Here is a 19,678-nt window from a genome sequence, read left to right as displayed (position 1 = left end):
TGTCGTCTGTTATCAACCCGTTCTGATCAGAAGAGCGCCGATCCACTCTCGAAGTCCAGAAGTTGCCGCTTGCGGTCCAGGCCGCCGCCGTAGCCGGTGAGGCCGCCGCTCGCGCCGATCACGCGATGGCAGGGCACGATGATCCCGATCGGGTTCTTGCCGTTGGCGAGGCCGACCGCGCGGGAGGCGCCCATGTTGCCCAGTGCTTCGGCGAGTTCGCCGTACGACCGGGTCTCGCCGTAGGGGATCCGCCGGAGCTGGTCCCACACACTGCGCTGGAACGGCGTCCCGTTCATGCGCAGTTCGACGGTGAACTCCTTCAACTCGCCATCGAAGTAGGTGTTCAGTTGCTCTGTCACCTCATCGAAGAGGGTGTCGTCGCGGTCGCCGAAGCTCTCCTCCGGCGGACGGTGGCGCTGACCGACCATGTGGAGACCGCACAGGACGCCGTCGTCGTCGGCGACGAGCGTGAGGGGGTCGTAGGGACTGTCGATGACCGTGTGCCGTTTCACTGGGCGTCCTTGGTGCGTGAGGTGCGTGCCTGCTCCGGCAGGAAGTTGATCGGGTGGCTGTCCGTCGCCCACAGGTACTGGACCGCGTAGGCCCGCCAGGGGCGCCAGGCCGCGGCACGGGCCGTCAGGGCGGCAGGGGTGGAGGGGAGCCCCAGCTCCTGTGCGGCTCGCCGGATTCCGAGGTCGGTGGGGAGGAAGGCGTCCGGGTCGCCGAGGGCACGCATCGCGATCACGTCGGCGGTCCAGGGGCCGAAGCCGGGAAGCGCCAGAAGCCTGGCCCGTGCCTGCTCCCAGTCGCTCTCCACGCCCAAGTGCAGGGTTCCTTCGGCGAGTTGACCCACCAGCGTGGCGAACGTGGTGCGCCGGGTGCGGGGCATCGCGAGCGACTCGGGGTCCAGCGCTGCGAGCGCCTCCGGCGTAGGGAAGAGGTGGGTGAGACCGCCTCCGGGGTCGTCGACCGGATCTCCGTACGCGGTGACCAGGCGGGCTGCGTGGGTCCGCGCGGCGGCCGTGGAGACCTGCTGCCCCAGCACCGCCCGTACGGCGAACTCGGCCTCGTCCACCGTACGCGGCACCCGGCGGCCGGGGGCCTTGTCGACCAGTGGCGCCAGCAGCGGATCCGTGCGCAGCTGGTCGTCGACCGCCACCGGATCGGCGTCCAGGTCCAGCATGCGGCGGCAGCGGCTGATCGCGACGGACAGGTCGCGCAGGTCGCTCAGGGCCAGCCGGCACGCGATGTGGTCCGGCATCGGCGTCAGACCGGCGACACCGTGCCCGTACGGCAGCCGCAGCGTCCGCCGGTACGCGCCGTCGCGCCACTCCTCCACCCCCGGTACGGCGGTCGCCGCGAGGTGTCCGAAGAGGTTGTCGGGGTTGAGCGGGGCGCGGAAAGGGAGCCGGAGATTCAGCACGCCCGGCACGCTCGGGGTCCCGGCCACGGCTCCGGCCCGGTTCCTGGGCAGGCGGGCGCGCAGCTCGCTCGGGGACAGCGCGAAGACCTCACGGACCGTGTCGTTGAAGGTGCGGATGGAGGAGAAGCCGGCGGCGAAGGCGATCTCGGCCATGGGGAGCAGTGTCGTCTCGATGAGCAGCCGGGCCGTCTGGGCGCGCTGGGCGCGGGCGAGCGCGAGGGGTCCCGCGCCCAGCTCGGCCAGGAGCTGCCGTTCGATCTGGCGGGTGCTGTAACCGAGCCGGGCGGCCAGGCCCGGTACCCCGTCGCGGTCGACGACCCCGTCGCCGATCAGCCGCATCGCCCGGGCGACCAGGTCGGCACGGTGGTTCCATTCGGGAGAGCCGGGGCTGGTGTCCGGGCGGCAGCGTTTGCAGGCCCGGAATCCGGCCTGCTGGCAGGCGGCGGCGCTCGGGTAGAAGGTCATGTTCCGGGGCTTCGGCGGCACGACCGGGCAACTCGGCCGGCAGTAGATCCTCGTCGTCGTCACCGCGGTGAAGAACCATCCGTCGAAACGCGCGTCCTTCGACTGGACGGCACGCACGCAGCGCTCCGTGTCCGTGTGCATCCCGTTCTGCATGCCTCAAGCATCGGGCACCCCGGAGGCCGAGGCTGGCGAGAATCCGACATCGACCTCGCCCGGCCGGTGACCCTCGGCCGGCCCCTCGCCTGCTCCCGGCCGGAATCGCGTCAGCGAGTCTCCTCGCCCTGCGCGACCTCGACCTCGTGGTGGAAGGCGATGACACCGGCCCCCGACGCGCCGGCCGAGACGGCGGCGCAGGCGGCGAGGAGGACGGCGATCCAGGCGGCGGCGCGAGGGCGGCGCCGGGGGACGGAGAGCAGGGCGGCGACCCGCTGGGGGACGGGCCCCGTGGTGGCCGCGGGGGCGAAGTCGGGGCGCCCGGTGCGGGCCTCGCCGACGGCCAGGGCGGCGCGGGCGATGGCCCGGGCGATCAGCCTCCGGTCCCCCACGGTGACGGCCGCGGCCTCGTCCGCGGCGCGCTCCGCCGCGAGCGCGACGGTGGCGCGGACCGTGCGCAGGCCCGGGTGGCAGTGGGCCGCGAGTTCGGCCACGACGAGGAAGCGGTGGTGGCCGCCCGCGTTGTGGGCCCGCTCGTGGGCGAAGAGGGCCTCGCGCTCGTCGGCGCCGAGGCTGCGGAGCATGGCGGTGGTGACGACGATGCGGTGCGGCCGGCCGGGGAGCGCGTAGGCGTCGGGGTGCGGCGACTCGATGACGCACAGGTCGCCGGCGGCGGGACGGCGGTCGGCCTGGCTGCGCGCGGTGCGGAAGGCACGCAGCTGGCGCAGGGCCGAGCGGACGACGGTCCAGGCGCCGACGGTGAGCAGCCCCGTCGCGGCGGCCGCCGCGGGCAGGACGACGAGGTCCGAGGCCGTGCGCAGCGGGTGGACGAGGTCGCCGAGGCCCGCGAACAGGGGCATCTTGAGCAGGCCCGTCAGGACGAGCGCGCCGAGCGAGGCCACGGAGGCCCCGGCCAGCACGACGAGCGCGAGGGTCACCGACCACAGCGCGGCGACCGGGGTGAGCCGGTCCAGGCAGCGGCGGGCCAGCGGTCCCAGCGCGAAGGGGACGAGCAGGGGGACCATCAGGAGAAGGATCATTCGTCGCCCGGTTCCGGGCGCGTGCCGAGATCCGGTTCCAGGAGATCCCGCAGGAGCCGCTCGTCGTCGGGGCTGAGCTGGGCGACGAAGCGGGCCAGCGCGGTCTCCCTGTCGTCGTCGCGGTCGAGCTCGGTGTGCATACGGCGCGCGGTGAGGCCGTGCGGGTCCTGGACGGGGAAGTACGCGTAGCCCCGGCCCAGCCGCTCGCGGCCGACGATGCCCTTCTCGTGCAGCCGGGACAGGATCGTCGTCACTGTCGTGCGGGCCAGACCGGAGCCCAGCTCGGTCTGCACGCGTCCGGGCGTGAGCGGCACCCCCGCGGCCCAGAGAGCCGCCATCACGCTGGCCTCCAGCTCGCCCGCCGGCCGGCGTTCGTCCTTGTCACTGCTCATCGGAACGATCCTCACCCCACCATCGTCTACAGTTCAGTAGACCGTCTACAGAATTGTAGTCAGCCGGGCGCGGGTTTCGACCGCGCCCGCCCCTTCCAGTATGAGAGGGTCCGCGATGACGACCGCACCGATGTTCACAGCGTCCGACCTCGCCGTGAATATTCTCAGCGCGCAGTCCCTGCTCGCCGCCTTCGGCGTGCTGGGGGTGGGCGTGGTGATGTTCGCGGAGACCGGTCTGCTGATCGGCTTCTTCCTGCCCGGTGACTCACTGCTGTTCACAGCGGGACTGCTCTGCACGGGATCGGGGCACGACGGCGTGAAGCTGTCGCTCGCCCCGCTGCTGATCGCCGCGGCCGTGGGCGCGCTCGTCGGCGCCCAGACCGGCTATCTGATCGGACGGAAGGCGGGCGGTGCCCTGCTCGCCCGCGATTCCTCCCCCCGCCTGAAATCGGGCGCGCACCGCGCCGAGGAGCTCCTGGAGCGGTACGGCCACGCCAAGGCGATCGTGCTGGCCCGCTTCGTGCCCGTCGTGCGTACGGTGCTGAACCCGATGGCGGGCGCCCTGGGCGTGCCGCTGCGGACCTTCACCGTGTGGCAGGTGGCCGGCGGCCTCGTCTGGAGCATCGGCCTCACCCTCGGCGGGTACGCGCTGGGTTCCTCCATCCCGAACGTCGACCGCTATCTGCTCCCGGTCATCGCGGTCATCGTCCTCGTGTCCCTGGCCCCGCTCGCCGCCGAGCTGTACCGCTCGCGCCGGCAGGGCGCGGCGGGCGGGGAGGCCCAGGAATGATCCTGGCGGTACCAGACGAGGAACGTCACGGCGAGGGCGACGGCGAACACGGCGGTACTGGTCTCCAGCGGCACGCCCAGGCTGTCGGTGAGGTTGTCGCTGATCAGCGTCCCCACGACGCTGATCAGCGCCACCGCGAGCCAGTACACGCCCGCCCGGTACCTCTTCGTACGGAACTGGACCACCAGGACGGCCGCCAGCAGCCCGCTCATCAGCAGCGAGACACCGGTCAGGCCGAGCCCCAGCTTCTCGTTCAGGAGGTCGGCGGCGGTCTCGCCGACGGTCGTGCACAGCACCTTGATGATCCAGAAGTACGCGGTGACTTCGGGCACCTTGTTCCAGCGCGGGCGGTGCCCGGCGGGGTCCGGTGCTCCGGGGCGGCCGTACGCCTCGGAAGTCCCGGACGTCTCTGTTGTCTCGTAGGTCATGAGGCCCGAGAGTGTCAGCGGAAGTCTGAACAGATCCTGACCGCCGTACGGCCCCGGGCCCGCCCCTCGTTCACAGCACCCGGCGCCGGATCAGCACGCCCAGCGCCACCAGCCCCGGGAGCAGGGGAAGCCACACGGTGAGCAGCCGGTAGCCGAGCACCGTGGAGGCCGCCGCCTCGCCGGACGCCCCCGCGAACGTGAGGGCCAGCGCGAGGGCGGCGTCCAGGGAGCCGAGGCCGCCCGGGGTGGGCAGCAGGACGGCGGCGCTGCTCGCGGCGAAGTAGACGAGGGCCACCCGGGCCGGGGACAGGGACAGGCCGATGGCCTGGGCGACGGCGATGACCACGGTGGCGTGCAGCGCCGCGAAGGCGAGCGAGCCGCCCCACAGCGCGGCGGCCCGCGCGGGGACTTCGTGCACGGCGCGGACGTCCAGGAGCACACGGCGCAGCGCGCGCCGCAGCGGTCCGGCGAAGAGCGCCGCGGCGACGGCGGCCACGACGACGCCGGCCGTCCAGGCGGCCACGGTCCAGGCACTCGCCGTCAGCCGGGGAAGGCGCAGCGCGCCGGGACAGGCCAGGGCCAGTCCGCCGATCAGACAGCCGCGTACGACGGTTCCGGCGCACGCCTTGACCACGAGGGCGGTCGCGGAACGGGCGAAGGGCAGTCCGCACCGGGTCAGGAAGCGCAGATTGACGGCGCCCGCGCCGAGGCCCGAGGGCAGTACGTGGTTGGCGGACGCGGCCGCGAACTGCACCGCCACCAGTCGCCCGGCGGGCAATGGCTCCGCCACCGCGCCCTGCTGGGCGAGGGCGGAGCACACCCAGGTCGCCAGGGTGGCGACGGCCGCCACCAGCAGCCAGCCCCGGTCGGCGTGCGCGAGCATGCCCGCTCCCGACTCGATCACGGGCCAGTGGTGGTGGGCGAGAAACCCGGCGGCCACCAGCACGAGCAGCGAGAGCACGGCGTGCCGGCCCATCCGCCCGTCCCGCGCGGACAGGCGCCGCCGGCCGACGGCGGCCGTCCGCCCGCCGTCGGCCGGCGAGGGGAAGGACGGTCCGTTCGGGCCGCACACCGGCTCGGGCGGAGAGGTCCCCGGGCCGTCGGCCTTCGGCCCGGGCCCGGCGAGGGACACGGGTGCAGCGCCGGGCGGTCCGCTCCCGGCCGGGCCCGGCGGCGGGGCGCCCACCGGTTCGCCGCGGGAAAGCCGGCCCGCGCCGGCGGCGCCGCCACCGCCGGCCGCCCGCGCCCTGTCCGCCGGTGAAGGCGTCTTCGGCGGAGGGGTCACGGCGTACGGCTCCCCGCGCCCGGAGAGACGTAGACGTCGACGTCACCCGCGCGGTGGGGTGACCAGGCGCGGGCGTAGCCGGGCGGCGCGCCTCCCGGTGTCGTGACGACGGCGACCGGCATGTGCCGGACGGAACGCTCGATAGCCGCCGCGGTGGTGTTGGCGTTGTGTCCGCCGGTCGCCGCGGAGGAACAGCCGGCGTAGAACGCGATGGGCACGGACTGACGGCCGGTCAGCACACAGGGCGGCCGCACCCCGAGCCTGTGCAGTTCCGCCGCCGTCACCGCCCAGCCGTGGTGGCTGTCGGCGGTGCGCCGCACCGTGGCCTGAAGCACCGCGAACTGCACGGCCAGGTGTCCGGCGAGACCGAGGGCCACCAGTGTCACGGTCACCGGCCGCCACCGGCCCCCGGCGGTGACCAGGTGGACGAGTGCGTCGGCGACGGGGATCGCGACGAGGGCGTAGAGGGGCAGCAGGAAGCGCGGGGCCGCGTATCCGATCATGAAGAGGTACGGGAACCCCGCTGTCGTGGCACAGGCCAGGAGCAGCAGGGTGGGTGCCGGGCGACGGGACCTGACGGCGGTCACCAGGCCGAGGGCGGCGGTCAGCGGCAGGACGAACCACCACGCCATCACCGCGGGGTCCGGCATCCCGCCGGTGCAGGGCCGGCACAGCACGCGTCCGCCGAGGCTGCGCAGCTGGTCGCCGACCGCGATGTTCCAGCCGAGGCCGCCCTGGATGCGCGAACCGTCGGCGAGCCGTTGCCCCGGGCCGCCGTAGCTCACGTACGCCTCGATGATCCACTCGGCCGCTCCGGCCGACAGGCCCGCGACGAGCGCGAGCAGCGGCCGAACCCGCCGCCACCGAGGGGCCGCGACGGTGAGGACCAGGAGCGGCAGCGTCACCCAGACCGCGTCGGGGGGCCGCATCCACGCCATGAGCGCCGCGCTCAGCCCGGTCCCCCACAGCACCGCCCGGTCGCGGCCGCCGGCCCGGGCCCGCAGAAAGCAGCCGACGCAGACCAGGGCGCCGATCGCGACCCAGTAGTTGGGCATGGCCTGCGGGCCGTAGAAGAGGGTCACCCACAGCGTCGCGAACAGGGCGCCCGCCAGGGCGAGGACCCGCACCGGGAACAGTCCGCGCCACACGCGCAGGGCCACGAACAGGCCGAGTCCGGAGAGCAGGGCGAGGTAGATCCGCAGCAAGGCGGTGGAGGACGACCAGGAGGCCACCGGCGCGACGAGCAGGGAGACCCCGCGGGCCCGCGGTGCGCTGAAGAACGCCGCCGGGGCGTGCGGGGAGACCTGGCTGACGTACACGGTCTCGTCCCAGCCGAGTCCCGTCCCGGGGTGCACGAGGATCAACTGGGCCAGGACGAAGGCGACAGCGACCAGAGCGAGCGCGCCGGACTCACCGGGGCGCCGGGACGCCCGGGCCGTCCCGACCGGCGGTCCGGACCGCCGGTCGCCGATGAGCGGGACGTTCAGGGTCTTGGCCATCGTCCACCCTTCAACCCTACACACTGTAGGGTTTCCTCACCCTACAAGACGTAGGGTGAGGCCGAGAGCCGGGGAATCATGGACAAACTACCGTTCACCGGAAGAAGGCGCCGTACGGGACAGGCATGCGGGGAGGCACCCGAGGCGGCCTGCGCCCCCGCGCACCCCCGGGCACACACCCCGGACCGGCCCCGTTACCGGCTTGGCTACGCACTGTAAGGTGACGGGCATGGCTGGCACAGGTCCCCACGGAAGGGCGGAACGGCGCAGCGCGGGCGAACTGGAGAGCACGGTCCTCGCCGCCCTGTGGGCCACGGACGACGCGATGACACCCGCCGAGATCCAGGCCGAGATCGGCGGCGGACTCGCCTACAACACGGTGCACACCATCCTCAAACGTCTGTACGACAAGGGTCTTGTGCTCCGGGACGTTGACGGCCGACGCGGCGCGTACCGCCCCGCCAAGGACGCGGCCCAGCTGACCGCCGAGGCCATGCACGAGGCACTCGACCGCGGGCCCGACCCGATCGCGGCCCTCCGGCAGTTCGTGACCGGGCTCAGCCGCCAGGAGGAGGAAGCCCTGCGCGACCTCCTGGGAGGGAACGGGCCGTGAGGATCGATGTCCACGTTCCGCTCGCACCGGCGCCGATCCTCGCCCCCTCCCCCGTGTACGGCACCGCCACGCCGGGCGAACCGGTCCGGCGCATGACACCGCCCTTCGGTGACCTCGCCCACCCGGCAACACCGCCCCGCCGGTGACCCCACCGGGCTCCGGCACCTCCCTGCCTGCCGGAAGCCGGCCACCACGGAAGACCGGCCCCCGCTTGTCCGTCGCGCCGGGTACGGTCGCGGCCATGACACCTTCCGAGACGGCTCGTCCCGGCTCCTCGCGCTCCGGGCGGGTGCGGTTCGCGACGTTCAACGTGCTGCACGGCCGGACGCTGGTGGACGGCAGACCCGTGTCCGTCCGGGCCGCGGGCGGCCCCGAGGTGCCGCTCGTGCGGGCCGTCGCGTCGCTGGACGCCGATGTGGTGGCGCTACAGGAGGTGGACCGGCTGCAGGAACGCTCCGGCGGAGTCGACCAGGCGTCCGCCGCGGCCGAGGGGTCCGGCGCGCCGCACTGGCGTTACGCGTCCGCGTTCCACGGCATGGCGAAGGCGGGCGGCGGCTGGGTCCCGGAACCGTCCGAACCCGGTCTGCGGGTGTACGGGCCGCGCGAGGCCGAGGCGGGTGACGGTGTCCCCTCGCACGGCATCGCGCTGCTGTCCCGGCTGCCCGTCCGGCACTGGAGAGCCCTTCGGCTGGCCCCGGCACCGGTTCCCATGCCGCTGCGGACACCCGGACGCCGTGGACTCACGTTGTCCAGGGACCATCCGCGGGCCGCGCTGGCCGCCGTCCTGGAGGGAAGCCGCGGCCCGTTCACCGTGGTGGCTCTGCACCTGTCGTTCGTGCCCGGCTGGAACGTCCGTCAGTTGCTCGCCGTCCGCGCCTGGATCGCCGACCTGCCCGGGCCCCGCGTGCTTCTCGGCGACTTCAACCTGCCCGGCGCGCTTCCGAGGACGGTCCTCGGTCCGGCCGGGACGATCGGCGGCGGCCGGACCCGGTCCGCCGGCACCCCGCCGGTGTCGCGCGGCTGGCGGGATCTGGCCCGTACGCCCACCTACCCCTCGCACCGCCCCCTCGTCCAGCTCGACCATGTGCTGGCCACGGGCATCGAGGCGGGCGCGGCCGTCGGCGCGCACGCGCCGAGCACCCCCGTCTCGGACCACCGGCCTCTGGTGGTCGAACTGCCCCTTTGACCGGCCAGGCACGCGCCTCGGCGATCCGCAGGCCCCAACCCCCTCCGCACGCCACCGCCACTCCGCGGGCATCAGCAATCCGCGCGCCTCTACGGCCCGCGGGAGTGACCGGGCCGCACGAGCGAGGGGCGGGACGCCCGACCGCCGCAGGACCCAGCACCCCCGAGCCGGACTCGGCGGCCCGGGCCGCGCACCCCGGTTCGCTCAGAACGCGGCGCCGGGTGTCCGGCTGCTCGTCACAGCTGCCCGGCGAACGCGTCGTACGCGCGTTCGTCGAAGAGTACGAAGCGGATCTCCTCGACGTCGGTCTCGGCGGCCCGGACGGTCTCCACCGCGATGCGCGCCGCGTCGTCCATCGGCCAGCCGTAGATGCCCGCGGAGACGGCGGGGAAGGCGACCGTACGGGCTCCGAGCTCGTCGGCGACCCGCAGCGACTCCCGGTAGCAGGAGGCCAGCAGCTCCGACCGGTCGTCCTCCCGGGCGTAGCGGGGACCCACGGTGTGGATCACCCAGCGGGCGTCGAGGTCGCCCGCGGTCGTGGCGACGGCCCGGCCGGTCGCCAGGCCCTTGCCGTAGTGACCGGCCCGTAGTTCGCGGCACGCGGCGAGAACGGCCGGGCCGCCGCGGCGGTGAATGGCTCCGTCCACACCCCCGCCGCCGAGCAGCGAGGAGTTCGCCGCGTTGACTACGGCGTCGACGCTCTGCCGGGTGATGTCGCCCTGCACCAGCGTGATCGTGGTCATGACTCTCTCAGCCTCCTCCAGACGGCCTTCGCCGCGTTGTGCCCCGACATCCCGTGCACTCCGGGACCGGGCGGGGTGGCCGAGGAGCACAGGAAGACGGCGGGGTGCGGGGTGCTGTACGGGGACAGGGACAGTCTGGGGCGGAGCATGAGCTGGAGTCCGGAGGCTGCGCCGCAGGCGATGTCGCCGCCCACGTAGTTGGCGTTGCGGGCCGCGAGCAGGGGCGGTCCGGCGGTCGCGCGGGCCAGGACCCGGTCGCGGAAGCCCGGCGCGAACCGCTCCAGCTGGCGCTCGATCGCGTCCGTGAGGTCTCCGGTCCAGCCGTTCGGGACATGGCCGTAGGCCCAGAAGACCTGTTTGCCCTCGGGGGCACGCGACGGGTCCACGACGCTCGGCTGCACCGTGATCAGGAACGGCGCGTCGGGTGCCCGGCCCTCGCGCGAGGCCGCGCGCAGCGCGGTGCCGATCTCCGCCCGGCTCGCCCCGACCTGGACGGTCCCGGCGACACGGGCCTGCTCGGCGGTCCAGGGCACGGGCCCGTCCAGCGCGTAGTCGATCTTGAAGGCGCCCGCCCCGTACCGATAGCCCTCGTAGTACCGCCCGAAACCCGCGATACGGGCCAGCGCCTTGGGCGAGGTGTCGAAGACGTAGGCCCGCGCGGGGGGCAGATCGTCCAGGCGCTTGACCTCGTAGTCGGTGTGGACGGTGCCGCCGAGGTCCTGGAGATACGCGGTCAGCGCGTCCGAGATGGACTGGGAGCCGCCGCGTGCGACGGGCCACCCCCGGGCGTGCGCGGCCAGCGCGAAGACCAGGCCGACGGCGCCCGTGGCGATTCCTTCCAGTGGGGCCATGACGTGCGCCACCAGACCGGCGAACAGGGCTCTGGCCCGCTCGTCGCGGAAGCGGCGCATCAGCCAGGTCGACGGCGGCAGCCCGGCCAGACCGAAGCGGGCGAGGGTGACGGGGTCCCGGGGCAGCGCGGTCAGCGGCAGTGACATGAAGTCGTGCGCCAGGGTGTCCCACTTGCTCAGGAACGGCGCGACGAGCCTGCGGTACGCGCCCGCGTCGCGCGGCCCGAAGGAGGCCGCCGTCTCGGCCACCGACCGCGCGAGCACCGCCGCCGAACCGTCCGGGAACGGGTGGGCCATGGGGAGCTCGGCGTGCAGCCACTCCAGGCCGTAGCGCTCCAGGGGCATCGCCCGGAAGGCGGGCGAGTTGACGCCGAGCGGATGCGCCGCCGCGCACGGATCGTGCCGGAAACCGGGCAGGGTCAGCTCTTCGGTGCGCGATCCCCCGCCCACCGTGTCGCGGGCCTCGAACACGGCCACGGAGAAGCCCCGGCGGGCCAGCTCCACGGCAGCCGTCAGTCCGTTCGGCCCCGCACCCACCACGACCGCATCGAGCATCGACGGCACCTTCGGACTCCTTTGTCAGCCGACGGCCACTGAGCATCAGGATATGCCGGAGGACTGACAGCCTTGACGGTACGGGGCGTTGGAGGGAATCGCCCCGTACCGTGCGACGGCCGCCGCACCGGATCCCCGGCCCGCGCGGGGCCGGGGATCTCCCGCTCAGGCGCCGACAGCCACCTGCTCGGACGGTGCCGCCAGCAGGGCGGTCACCCGGCGGGCCGTGGCCTCGTCCCGGGCCGCCGTGAACGGCAGGGCGTTGCCCCCGGTGACACGGAACGGCTCGCCGCCGAGCGTCAGGTGGGCGCCGCCCGCCTCCTCGACGAGCAGGAGTCCCGCCGCGTGATCCCAGGCCGCCTCCCAGCTGAACGCGGTGGCGTCCAACTCGCCGCGGGCTATGGCCAGATACTCCAGGCCGGCCGAACCGCACGGCCGCGGGACGACGCCCTCGACGCGCAGTCCGAGGAGTGCTCGCTTCTGCTCGTCCGTGGTGTAGTCCGGGTGGGAGGTCGCGATGTCGAGGTCACGGCCGGGCTCCGGCGAACCGCAGCGCAGCGGCACGCCGTCGAGCACGGCCCCGCGCCCCCGTATCGCGGTGGCGAATTCGTCGCGCGCGGGCGCGTACGTCCACGAGGCCAGCACCACGCCGTCCAGCACGAGCGCGACCAGCGTGCAGAACCCGGAGTCGCCGTGCACGAACTGCCTGGTGCCGTCGACGGGGTCGACGATCCAGACGGGGGCCGTGCCCTGGATCGCCTCGTAGGTCGCCGGGTCGGCGTGCACCGCCTCCTCGCCGACGACGACCGAACCGGGCAGCAGCGCGGTGAGGGCCTCGGTGAGGTACTTCTCGGCCAGGCGGTCGGCGTCCGTCACGAGGTCGTGCGGGCCGGACTTCTGGTCGATCTCGTCCGCGGAGAGCTGCCGGAACCGGGGCATGATCTCGGCGGCGGCGGCCTGGCGGACGGCGTGTTCCACGTCGGACGCGCGGTGGGCGAGAAACTCGTCGATGGTTTCGATGATGTCTTCGATCATGGCTCCATGACAGCACGTGTCACTGACAATCCTCACCCCTCCGGGGTACTCCGGGTGGAATCACCATGAATTCCCGGGGCCAGACGATCACTGGCACCGACCCGGGATCCCGGCGTCGGGGGATGCCCGGCACGGGTGCGGGGGATGCCCGTTACGGGCGCGGGTGGCGGGACAGCCGTCGGTGACGAGACGGCCATCGGTGGCGGAACAGGCGCCGGTGCCCCGACGGGCCTCAGCGGCCGACCGCGTACCCCTGCATCCCGCGCGCGTTGGCCCCCGCCGACAGGATGCCGGTCCCGGGATCGCGGGCCACCGCGCACAGCCGCCCCTCGGACCAGCCTTCGACGACCGTGACGTCGTGGCCCCGGCGGCGCAGTTCCTCGACGACCCCCTCGTCCGTGCGGGACTCGACGGTGAGGCTGCCCGGACGCATACCGCGCGGATAGAAGGAGCCCGGAAAGCTGTCGTTGTGCCAGTTCGGGGCGTCGATCGCGCCCTGGAGGTCGAGTCCGCCGCGCACCTGCGGGCGCAGCGCCACGGACAGGAAGAAGTGCGTCTGCCACTGGTCCTGCTGATCGCCGCCGGGGGTACCGAACGCCATGACGGGCACGCCGTCGCGCAGCGCCACGGAGGGCGTCAGCGTGGTGCGGGGCCGGCGGCCCGGGGTCAGGGAGTTGGGCAGCCCCTCCTCCAGCCAGGCCATCTGGAGCCGCGTGCCGAGCGGGAAACCCAGTTCGGGGACGACCGGGTTGGACTGGAGCCAGCCGCCGCTGGGCGTGGCGGCGACCATGTTGCCCCAGCGGTCGACGACATCCAGGTGGCAGGTGTCGCCCCGGGTGCCTCCGTCGGGCGCCACCACGGGGTCCGCGGCCGCGCGGCCCATGGTGGGCTCACCGGCGCCGGGCACCGCGAGCGCGTCGAAGCCGGACTCCTCGGCGGCCACCACGCGCGCGTGCCCGCTCAGCTGCGGCTCCCGGCCGCCGGGACTGCCGGGGCGCAGTTCGTACGACGCCTTGTCGCCGACGAGTGACCGCCGGGCGGCGTTGTAGGGCTCCGACAGCAGGTCGCCGAGCGGTACCTCGGCCGCGTCGCCGTACCAGGCCTCCCGGTCGGCCATGGCGAGCTTGCAGCCCTCGACGAGCAGATGGACGTACTCGGCCGAACCGTAGCGGGGCAGTTCGGGCGGAAGCAGCGCCAGTTGCTGGAGGAGGACAGGGCCCTGGCTCCAGGGGCCCGCCTTGCACAGGGTCCAGCCCCGCCAGTCGTACGTCGCCGGGGCCTCGTAGGCCGCGGACCAGCCGGCCAGGTCGGCGGCTGTCAGGGTGCCGGTGTGGCGCTCGCCGCTGGTGTCCATGGTGGGCCGCCGGGCCTGCCGGACCAGGGCCTCGGCGATGAAGCCGCAGCGCCACACCTCCCGTGCCGCGTCGATCTCGGCGACCCGGTCCCCGGCGCCGGAGACCTCGTCGAGCAGCCTCCGCCAGGTCGCGGCGAGGGCCGGATTGCGGAACAGCTCACCGGGGCGCGGCGACCTGCCGCCCGGCAGATACACCTCGGCCGACGAGATCCACTCCGCCTCGAACAGCGCGCGTACCGCCTCCACCGTCTCGCCGACGCGCTCCACCGGCGTGTGCCCGTCCTCGGCGTATCCGATGGCGTACTTCAGGACGTCGGCGAGCGGTTTGGTGCCGTGGTCGCGCAGCAGCAGCATCCAGGCGTCGAACGCGCCCGGCACGGCGGCGGCGAGCGGGCCCGTACCGGGTACGAGCTCCAGGCCGAGGCTCCTGTAGTGGGCGACGGTCGCTCCGGCGGGCGCGACGCCCTGCCCGCAGAGCACCCGCACGGGGCCGTCCGCGGGGGCCAGGATGATCGGGACCTCGCCCGCGGGCCCGTTGAGATGGGGTTCCACGACGTGCAGGACGAAACCGGCCGCGACGGCGGCGTCGTAGGCGTTGCCGCCGTCCTCCAGAACGGCCATCGCGGACTGCGAGGCGAGCCAGTGTGTGGAGGACACCATGCCGAAGGTGCCCTGGAGGGTCGGACGAGTCGTGAAGAGCATCTGCAACCTCGGTGTTCGTGTGCGCCGGTCGGCCCATCGGACATCAAAGTGGCCGTGGGGCCGTATTTCCATCCTCCGGCCCTGAGTACACGGCCCGGACGCCGGCACCGGACCTTGAGGGGGCATCAGGGCGTACGGGCTCCAGCGGGAGGGTGCACTTTCGGCCAAGCCGTTCCCGGCAGGGATCGGAGGGGCGCCGGTCCATGATCAACAGAAGAGCTTCGGGCATGTCCAGTTTTGAGTAGAAGTAAATATTGAATTTTGGATCATTTCGGGCGCCATCGGCCGGTTTCATTGATCGTTTTCAGTCACCCCGGGGTGTTACCGGCGAGAAACATAAATTCGAGTTGTGCCAGTATTCGAGCCAACGGGGACGGCGCTGGGGTACCGGATATCCGGTACCGGCACTGCGGCATGCTGACCACATGCCGCAGCGACCCCGTGCCAGTAGGGGGAGCCGGGTGCTTTTGATGTGTGCGAAGCACCGGCATCGGCGGCACTGTTCTGTGCTGTCAACATTCCTTCCTTCTTCTATGGCTCGGCATGCGCCGAGCATCGGGAAAGCCTGATCGGAATTCGACAGGCGCAAGGAGAGAAGATGAAGAAGAAGCTGTTCGCCGTGGCCGGCATCACCATGGGTGGCGTCGCGGCTGTGCTCAGCATGCAGGGGACCGCGCAAGCCGCCGCGCCGCAGGCGGATTCCGCTCCGGCGGTTGTCCGGCCGGGCGTCGAGAGGGCGCCCGCGGGCTTGGGCAGTCTTCTGGGCAAGGTCGCGGGCAAGGCCGTGGTCCACGGTCGTGCGGCCTGCCCGCATGTGGCGAAGGCGGCCGGTCAGGTGGCCAACGACTTCTTCGGGACTCATGTGGCGCCTGCCAAGGGTGTCGACGGGGTCGAGGCGGTCGACACGGTCTTCGACAAGTGACCGAGCACGTTGTCCTCAGGAGGGCGGTCCTCATTGCCGGGGCCGCCCTCCTGGGCGCCTACCTGTCCGTCGCCGCGTTGACCCAGACGCCCCTGAATCCCGTCAAGCTGCGCTACTACGACGAGATCAACGCGCTGACGGAACCCTATCTGTCGCAGAACTGGATGCTTTTCGCCCCGGACCCCCTGTCGGACGACCGTGGCATTCTCGCGCGGGCCAAGTGCGCGAACGGCAGGGCCACCGGTTTCTATGACGTCTCCCGCCCTTACGTGGCCACAGTTCAGCATGACCGCTTCTTTCCGCCTCGCATCAACCGGCTCGTCAGCGGGACCATCACGCAGATGGACAGTCCCGATCCGGTTCTGGCGCGGCTTCGAAACAAGGAAGTGGAGAAGAAGAAGAGACCGGTTCCTCTCCTTCCTTACGAGAAGACTTCACGGAAGGAGGCGGAGACCTTCCTGGCGCGCTACTCGCTGTCCCAGCTGCCGAAGGTGTGTGACGGCTCGCCTTCCGCCGTGCAGGTGCGCATGTACGTACACGAGCTGCCTTCGTGGTCGCGGCGCAAGGATTCCTCCGCCAGGGGCACGACCCGGTTCGAGGATCTGAACTGGCGGAATACGGAGGACCTCGGATGAGGAAGTTCATCTCCACGGTCGACAGGTGGAGTTCGGTACCCTTCGGTGTCGTCGGCGTCTCCGGAACTCGTGCCCTCCTGGGGTTCGTCGGCCTGATGTTCTATGTCAGCCAGTACGCCGACCGGGACTACCTCTTCGGTCCTGACGCCGTTCTTCCATGGCGGGAATTCGTTGCGCAGGTCCACAGCAACGGCTCCTTCAGCCTGTATGCGTGGAGTTCGTCGCAGGCATGGTTCCAACTGGTCTTCCATCTGGGCCTGATCACCGCTCTGATGGTCACCCTGGGCATCGGCGGCAGGGCCGGACTCGCCTGCCACTGGGTGTTCCTGTGGTCCCTCTACGAACGTCAGCCGGTCCTGCTCGACGGTGGCGACAACCTCGCCTACCTGGTGCTCCCGATGCTCCTGGCCACCCGCTGCTACGACCGGTTCTCCTTTTCCACAGGCCGCGCGAAAAGGCTCGGCCGACGCCTGCCGACGCATGTGCGTTCGTTGGCAACGCCTCTGCACAATCTCGGCGTTGTGGCGATCGCGTCGCAGATGTGCCTGGTGTATGTCGTCAGCGGTCTGTACAAGGTGCAGGGACAGATGTGGCAGGACGGAACCGCCCTGTTCTATGTGCTCCGAGTTCCGGAGTTCGCGTTCCCCGGCGTCTCGGACCTCATCTATCACAACGATTTCCTGGTTGTGGCCGGGACGTACATGACCGTCCTCTTCCTCGTCTACTTCCCCCTCGGAGTTCTGGTCCCCGCACTCCGGCCCTGGGCCGCCGCCATGTCGATCAGCTTCCACGTTGCCATTGGCCTGTGCATGGGCCTGACCGGTTTCGCTTTGACGATGATCGCCTGTGACCTCGTCTTTCTCGACAAGGCACTCGGCAAGGCCGCATCCACCGTGGCGAATCTGGCCGTCCGGCCGATCCGGAGAGCCCGGAACGAGAAGGAGCCAGGCGCCCGCGCAGTCGAAGTCACGCTCGCGGAGGAGTCGGTGTAGCCTTCCCGGCGCCTTCGACCGGAAGGGCGCACTTCGATACCGGGCGCCGTGCAGGCTCGCGGTCGCAGCAGTCCACCAAGGAGAGACAGTCAGGCAATGGAAGCAACCCCGCCCCTCCGATCCCACGACGACGGCACCACGGTGGGACTGTTCTGGGTCTCAGCGGACGGCGTATACGTGGGCGCCCCGACGACGGCACCGGCTCCTTGCGTGGTGCTCAAGACCTCAGGGCCCCGCGTCACCGGTCCACACGAACGTGACTGGGCGTGGTCCGACGTAGAGGGCCTCGACGTCACCGAAGTCCCGGTCCGCTCCACTCTGCAGCGCTGGGCGACCCACGCCGCGAGCTTCGCCGCGGCGGCCCTGGACGCCTGGGTGCCGAGCAGTCCCACCGAGATGACCGTATCCATCACCTCACCCGACGGCACAGTCCTGACGCCTGTCTACTCCAGCGCCGCCGTCGCCTACTCCGGGCACGAGGTCGATCTCTCCCGCCAGTTGATCAGCCGCTTCACACGGGGCACCGCCACTCCGACCGTCATGACCGAGTGGTGGGAACAGACCCGGCCGGCCAGAATCCTCCGGTCACGGGAGCGGGAGGCCCTCCTCGAACTCTGGCTCGCGTCGGCCTGAGCGGGCGCCCCGCGTGTCCGCTCGCCGAGCGGCGGCAAGCGTGATGCCACGCAGGCCGCCGCCCCGCATCCGTCGGGTCCAGACCCCTCCCGCACCGTCAACCGTCACACCTGGTGACGTCTTTGAGGCAGCAAGCGCGGTGCCCCGAACACAGGACAGGAGGTCATCATGAGTCGAGTTCCCACCTGCATACTCAGCAGCTTTCGGGCACCCCAGATCTCACACGGCCACAACCCCGACCTGTTCGTGCAGATCGGTTCGCTGACCAAGCCGCTCACCGCGACCGTCCTGACCGCCTTGGCCGACGACGGAGTCCTGAGCCTCGACGACCCGCTGGAGCTGTTCCTGCCGGTGCCCAGCGGCACGGGAATCACCCTGCGCCGGCTTGCCGAGCACACCTCGGGTCTTCCTCGACTGCCTCCCGGCATCAGCGGGCGCGATCCCTACGTGGCTTTCGACGCCGACGCCCTGGACTCGGTCGTACGGCACCTCGACACCCTGGTCACGGCTCCCGCGGGGACGGCCGAGGAATACTCCAACCTCGGATACGCGCTCCTGGGCGCCGCACTGGTATCGGCCACCCGAACCCCGTACGAGGAGTTGTTGCACCGTCACCTCCTCGATCCCCTGGGTATCGCCGACGTCGCCACCGATCCGCCGTCCGGCAGACGACTGTGCCGCAGGGGGCTGTTCGGCCGGTCTCGGCAGGAATGGACCATGGACGGCGCGATTCTTCCCGCCGGCGGGCTGTGGGCCACTCCCCGGGCCGCCGCCCGCCTCCTCACCGACCTGCTTGTCGACCGCAGGCTGGGTGAACCGGCACCGGCCTGGCAGAAGGCGGGGAGCCTTCTGTGGCACAACGGCGCGACAGGCGGCGCGTCGGTTTTCGCGGGAGCCTCACCGCAGGGCTGGGTTCTTGTTCACCGTCTGTCCGGTCGAAGTGCCGTGACGGACAAGCTGGCCCTGGACACGCTCAGGCACTTCATCGGGCCCCGAGCGTGACGCCGGGCACGGGGCATGGAACGCTCCCGGCCGCCAGGCGCCACATCGTGATCCGGCCCGGCGGCTTCCGTCCCCTGCCTTCCGTGGTCGAGTAGGTGCTGACGTCTTCGGGCGTCATCCGGACGGCCGGGCCATGGTGATCCGATGTCAGCGGTACGCGCCGAGCGGCACAATCACCCGGTTGCCATCAGGCGACCAGTTGGTAGATGCTCCGGGCCATCAGGTACAGACCGAGGAGCAGTGAGAGCGTGACGATCAACTGCTCCTGGTGCTGCTCCAGCCGGCTACGCAGGGCGTCCAACCGGGCGTTGGCGGCCGTGGGCGCCCAGACCGTGTACATCTCCATGATGATGAGGCTGAGCGTGGCCAGCAGGCAGTAGCCGGTCAGCGCGAGCCAGTCGGTGAGGGTGGAGAGGTCTGCGTCGACGGCGGTCGCGGCTCCGGCGCCGACCATGGCCCAGGGCTGCAGCAGCCATGCCAGGCCGGCTGCCGTGGTCGGGGAGGCGTTGTCGATCCGGGTGGTCCAGCGTGGAGGGCCGTGCGGGTGGGGCGGCCGGCGGTGCCGGTGCGCGGCGTACAGCACCAGCACGAGGCCGATGGCGAGTTTCGCGGCGATCGTCGCGGTCGAGGGCACGCTGTGACGGGCCGGAGGCTGACCGCCCGTCAGCAGCACCACACAGGCGATCACCGCGATCAGGTTGGCCAGCCACGACAGCAGGAACGCCAGGCCCTGGCGAACGCCGCGCCGCGAGGAGAGCAGCAGGATGAAGGCGCTGTTGTGCAAAGGCCCCAGGGTGATGGCCGTACCGATCACGAGCAGGTCGAGGACCATCGGATCAGCCGCTCCTGGAGATCAGGACCGTCTACCGCCTGTGGACGGGCGGGCGGTCGGCAGAGTCAGGCAGCGCACTCGTGACGCCGCATCCCGACCCTGCAGGGGGTGGCCCGGCCGGTCAAGCAGGCCACGCCCACGTCCTCGT

Annotated in this window: 20 protein-coding genes and 1 pseudogene; 9 read left to right on the top strand and 12 right to left on the bottom strand. The window is 71.9% G+C overall.

Annotated features, from left to right (window positions below; translation table 11 throughout):
* Positions 1-26: 26 nt before the first annotated feature.
* The 4 genes from OG410_RS32980 to OG410_RS32965 form a co-directional block, all read right to left on the bottom strand.
* On the bottom strand, positions 27-512 hold the full coding sequence (locus OG410_RS32980; protein WP_329302445.1) for a methylated-DNA--[protein]-cysteine S-methyltransferase: 486 nt from the start codon (positions 510-512) through the stop codon (positions 27-29).
* Entirely contained in the window at positions 509-2,041 is a 1,533-nt protein-coding gene (locus tag OG410_RS32975; protein WP_329302444.1) for an AlkA N-terminal domain-containing protein, read from the bottom strand. Before OG410_RS32975 ends, OG410_RS32980 begins: the two co-directional genes overlap by 4 nt.
* A 110-nt stretch (positions 2,042-2,151) precedes the next feature.
* A complete protein-coding gene (locus tag OG410_RS32970; protein ID WP_329302443.1) occupies positions 2,152-3,081 on the bottom strand; it encodes a M48 family metalloprotease in 930 nt (309 codons plus the stop codon).
* Positions 3,078-3,473, bottom strand: a complete 396-nt coding sequence (locus tag OG410_RS32965) for a BlaI/MecI/CopY family transcriptional regulator (RefSeq protein ID WP_329302442.1) — start codon at positions 3,471-3,473, stop codon at positions 3,078-3,080. Before OG410_RS32965 ends, OG410_RS32970 begins: the two co-directional genes overlap by 4 nt.
* 115 nt (positions 3,474-3,588) lie before the next feature.
* Here OG410_RS32965 and OG410_RS32960 point away from each other — a divergent pair, with 115 nt between their 5' ends.
* Entirely contained in the window at positions 3,589-4,263 is a 675-nt protein-coding gene (locus OG410_RS32960; RefSeq protein ID WP_329302441.1) for a DedA family protein, read from the top strand.
* Here the strand turns inward: OG410_RS32960 and OG410_RS32955 are convergent.
* The 3 genes and pseudogenes from OG410_RS32955 to OG410_RS32945 all read right to left on the bottom strand — a co-directional run.
* Positions 4,257-4,691, bottom strand: a pseudogene (locus OG410_RS32955) (hypothetical protein); the annotation flags it as partial. The gene OG410_RS32960 and the pseudogene OG410_RS32955 overlap by 7 nt on opposite strands.
* A 70-nt stretch (positions 4,692-4,761) precedes the next feature.
* Positions 4,762-5,667: a lysylphosphatidylglycerol synthase transmembrane domain-containing protein gene (locus OG410_RS32950; protein WP_329304316.1), complete on the bottom strand. Its 906-nt coding sequence runs from the start codon at positions 5,665-5,667 to the stop codon at positions 4,762-4,764.
* A 305-nt stretch (positions 5,668-5,972) separates the two neighbouring features.
* Positions 5,973-7,475: a hypothetical protein gene (locus OG410_RS32945; protein ID WP_329302440.1), complete on the bottom strand. Its 1,503-nt coding sequence runs from the start codon at positions 7,473-7,475 to the stop codon at positions 5,973-5,975.
* A 229-nt stretch (positions 7,476-7,704) separates the two neighbouring features.
* Here OG410_RS32945 and OG410_RS32940 point away from each other — a divergent pair, with 229 nt between their 5' ends.
* The 3 genes from OG410_RS32940 to OG410_RS32930 all read left to right on the top strand — a co-directional run bounded on the left by OG410_RS32940 (position 7,705) and on the right by OG410_RS32930 (position 9,274).
* Complete coding sequence (locus OG410_RS32940) at positions 7,705-8,088, top strand: BlaI/MecI/CopY family transcriptional regulator (protein WP_326784676.1); 384 nt, start codon at positions 7,705-7,707, stop codon at positions 8,086-8,088.
* Positions 8,085-8,234 carry a hypothetical protein gene (locus OG410_RS32935; RefSeq protein ID WP_329302439.1) on the top strand — a complete coding sequence of 50 codons (150 nt, stop codon included), beginning with the start codon at positions 8,085-8,087 and terminating at the stop codon, positions 8,232-8,234. The genes OG410_RS32940 and OG410_RS32935 overlap by 4 nt, the downstream gene beginning before the upstream one ends.
* 95 nt (positions 8,235-8,329) lie before the next feature.
* Positions 8,330-9,274: an endonuclease/exonuclease/phosphatase family protein gene (locus OG410_RS32930; protein WP_329302438.1), complete on the top strand. Its 945-nt coding sequence runs from the start codon at positions 8,330-8,332 to the stop codon at positions 9,272-9,274.
* Positions 9,275-9,510: 236 nt separating this feature from the next.
* On the opposite strand, the gene OG410_RS32925 is transcribed toward OG410_RS32930, so the two are convergent.
* From OG410_RS32925 to OG410_RS32910, 4 genes are all read right to left on the bottom strand, one after another.
* On the bottom strand, positions 9,511-10,017 hold the full coding sequence (locus tag OG410_RS32925) for an O-acetyl-ADP-ribose deacetylase (protein ID WP_326784678.1): 507 nt from the start codon (positions 10,015-10,017) through the stop codon (positions 9,511-9,513).
* Positions 10,014-11,423, bottom strand: coding sequence for a phytoene desaturase family protein (locus OG410_RS32920; RefSeq protein ID WP_329302437.1), 1,410 nt, complete (start codon positions 11,421-11,423; stop codon positions 10,014-10,016). Before OG410_RS32920 ends, OG410_RS32925 begins: the two co-directional genes overlap by 4 nt.
* Before the next feature lie 165 nt (positions 11,424-11,588).
* Positions 11,589-12,458, bottom strand: a complete 870-nt coding sequence (locus tag OG410_RS32915) for an inositol monophosphatase family protein (protein ID WP_329302436.1) — start codon at positions 12,456-12,458, stop codon at positions 11,589-11,591.
* Positions 12,459-12,690: 232 nt separating this feature from the next.
* Complete coding sequence (locus OG410_RS32910; protein WP_329302435.1) at positions 12,691-14,514, bottom strand: gamma-glutamyltransferase family protein; 1,824 nt, start codon at positions 14,512-14,514, stop codon at positions 12,691-12,693.
* A 598-nt stretch (positions 14,515-15,112) separates the two neighbouring features.
* Here OG410_RS32910 and OG410_RS32905 point away from each other — a divergent pair.
* The 5 genes from OG410_RS32905 (at position 15,113) to OG410_RS32885 (ending at position 18,698) form a co-directional block, all read left to right on the top strand.
* Positions 15,113-15,436 (top strand): hypothetical protein, encoded by a 324-nt coding sequence (locus OG410_RS32905; RefSeq protein ID WP_329302434.1) that lies wholly within the window; start codon positions 15,113-15,115, stop codon positions 15,434-15,436.
* Positions 15,433-16,071 carry a DUF5819 family protein gene (locus OG410_RS32900; protein WP_329302433.1) on the top strand — a complete coding sequence of 213 codons (639 nt, stop codon included), beginning with the start codon at positions 15,433-15,435 and terminating at the stop codon, positions 16,069-16,071. The genes OG410_RS32905 and OG410_RS32900 overlap by 4 nt, the downstream gene beginning before the upstream one ends.
* Entirely contained in the window at positions 16,068-17,063 is a 996-nt protein-coding gene (locus OG410_RS32895; RefSeq protein WP_329302432.1) for an HTTM domain-containing protein, read from the top strand. Before OG410_RS32900 ends, OG410_RS32895 begins: the two co-directional genes overlap by 4 nt.
* 96 nt (positions 17,064-17,159) lie before the next feature.
* Positions 17,160-17,696 (top strand): hypothetical protein, encoded by a 537-nt coding sequence (locus OG410_RS32890; protein WP_329302431.1) that lies wholly within the window; start codon positions 17,160-17,162, stop codon positions 17,694-17,696.
* A gap of 168 nt (positions 17,697-17,864) precedes the next feature.
* Positions 17,865-18,698 carry a serine hydrolase domain-containing protein gene (locus OG410_RS32885; RefSeq protein WP_329302430.1) on the top strand — a complete coding sequence of 278 codons (834 nt, stop codon included), beginning with the start codon at positions 17,865-17,867 and terminating at the stop codon, positions 18,696-18,698.
* 187 nt (positions 18,699-18,885) lie between these two features.
* Here OG410_RS32885 and OG410_RS32880 read toward each other — a convergent pair whose 3' ends face one another.
* Complete coding sequence (locus OG410_RS32880) at positions 18,886-19,530, bottom strand: GAP family protein (RefSeq protein WP_329302429.1); 645 nt, start codon at positions 19,528-19,530, stop codon at positions 18,886-18,888.
* Between the last annotated feature and the right edge of the window lie 148 nt (positions 19,531-19,678).

The sequence above is a fragment of the Streptomyces sp. NBC_00659 genome (assembly GCF_036226925.1).
GTDB lineage: Bacteria > Actinomycetota > Actinomycetes > Streptomycetales > Streptomycetaceae > Streptomyces.
Note: the sequence above shows the minus strand (reverse complement) of the source record. Positions and strands in the feature narration are given on the sequence as shown.

What these genes read in the sequence shown, in the direction of transcription:
- OG410_RS32895 (WP_329302432.1), top strand. Translation starts at nt 16,068, where the DNA reads ATGAGGAAGTTCATCTCCACGGTCGACAGGTGGAGTTCGGTACCCTTC.
- OG410_RS32945 (WP_329302440.1), bottom strand. Translation starts at nt 7,475, where the DNA reads ATGGCCAAGACCCTGAACGTCCCGCTCATCGGCGACCGGCGGTCCGGA.
- OG410_RS32885 (WP_329302430.1), top strand. Translation starts at nt 17,865, where the DNA reads ATGAGTCGAGTTCCCACCTGCATACTCAGCAGCTTTCGGGCACCCCAG.
- OG410_RS32940 (WP_326784676.1), top strand. Translation starts at nt 7,705, where the DNA reads ATGGCTGGCACAGGTCCCCACGGAAGGGCGGAACGGCGCAGCGCGGGC.
- OG410_RS32925 (WP_326784678.1), bottom strand. Translation starts at nt 10,017, where the DNA reads ATGACCACGATCACGCTGGTGCAGGGCGACATCACCCGGCAGAGCGTC.
- OG410_RS32975 (WP_329302444.1), bottom strand. Translation starts at nt 2,041, where the DNA reads ATGCAGAACGGGATGCACACGGACACGGAGCGCTGCGTGCGTGCCGTC.
- OG410_RS32905 (WP_329302434.1), top strand. Translation starts at nt 15,113, where the DNA reads ATGAAGAAGAAGCTGTTCGCCGTGGCCGGCATCACCATGGGTGGCGTC.
- OG410_RS32930 (WP_329302438.1), top strand. Translation starts at nt 8,330, where the DNA reads ATGACACCTTCCGAGACGGCTCGTCCCGGCTCCTCGCGCTCCGGGCGG.
- OG410_RS32915 (WP_329302436.1), bottom strand. Translation starts at nt 12,458, where the DNA reads ATGATCGAAGACATCATCGAAACCATCGACGAGTTTCTCGCCCACCGC.
- OG410_RS32920 (WP_329302437.1), bottom strand. Translation starts at nt 11,423, where the DNA reads ATGCTCGATGCGGTCGTGGTGGGTGCGGGGCCGAACGGACTGACGGCT.
- OG410_RS32960 (WP_329302441.1), top strand. Translation starts at nt 3,589, where the DNA reads ATGACGACCGCACCGATGTTCACAGCGTCCGACCTCGCCGTGAATATT.
- OG410_RS32970 (WP_329302443.1), bottom strand. Translation starts at nt 3,081, where the DNA reads ATGATCCTTCTCCTGATGGTCCCCCTGCTCGTCCCCTTCGCGCTGGGA.
- OG410_RS32890 (WP_329302431.1), top strand. Translation starts at nt 17,160, where the DNA reads ATGGAAGCAACCCCGCCCCTCCGATCCCACGACGACGGCACCACGGTG.
- OG410_RS32965 (WP_329302442.1), bottom strand. Translation starts at nt 3,473, where the DNA reads ATGAGCAGTGACAAGGACGAACGCCGGCCGGCGGGCGAGCTGGAGGCC.
- OG410_RS32880 (WP_329302429.1), bottom strand. Translation starts at nt 19,530, where the DNA reads ATGGTCCTCGACCTGCTCGTGATCGGTACGGCCATCACCCTGGGGCCT.
- OG410_RS32950 (WP_329304316.1), bottom strand. Translation starts at nt 5,667, where the DNA reads ATGGGCCGGCACGCCGTGCTCTCGCTGCTCGTGCTGGTGGCCGCCGGG.
- OG410_RS32910 (WP_329302435.1), bottom strand. Translation starts at nt 14,514, where the DNA reads ATGCTCTTCACGACTCGTCCGACCCTCCAGGGCACCTTCGGCATGGTG.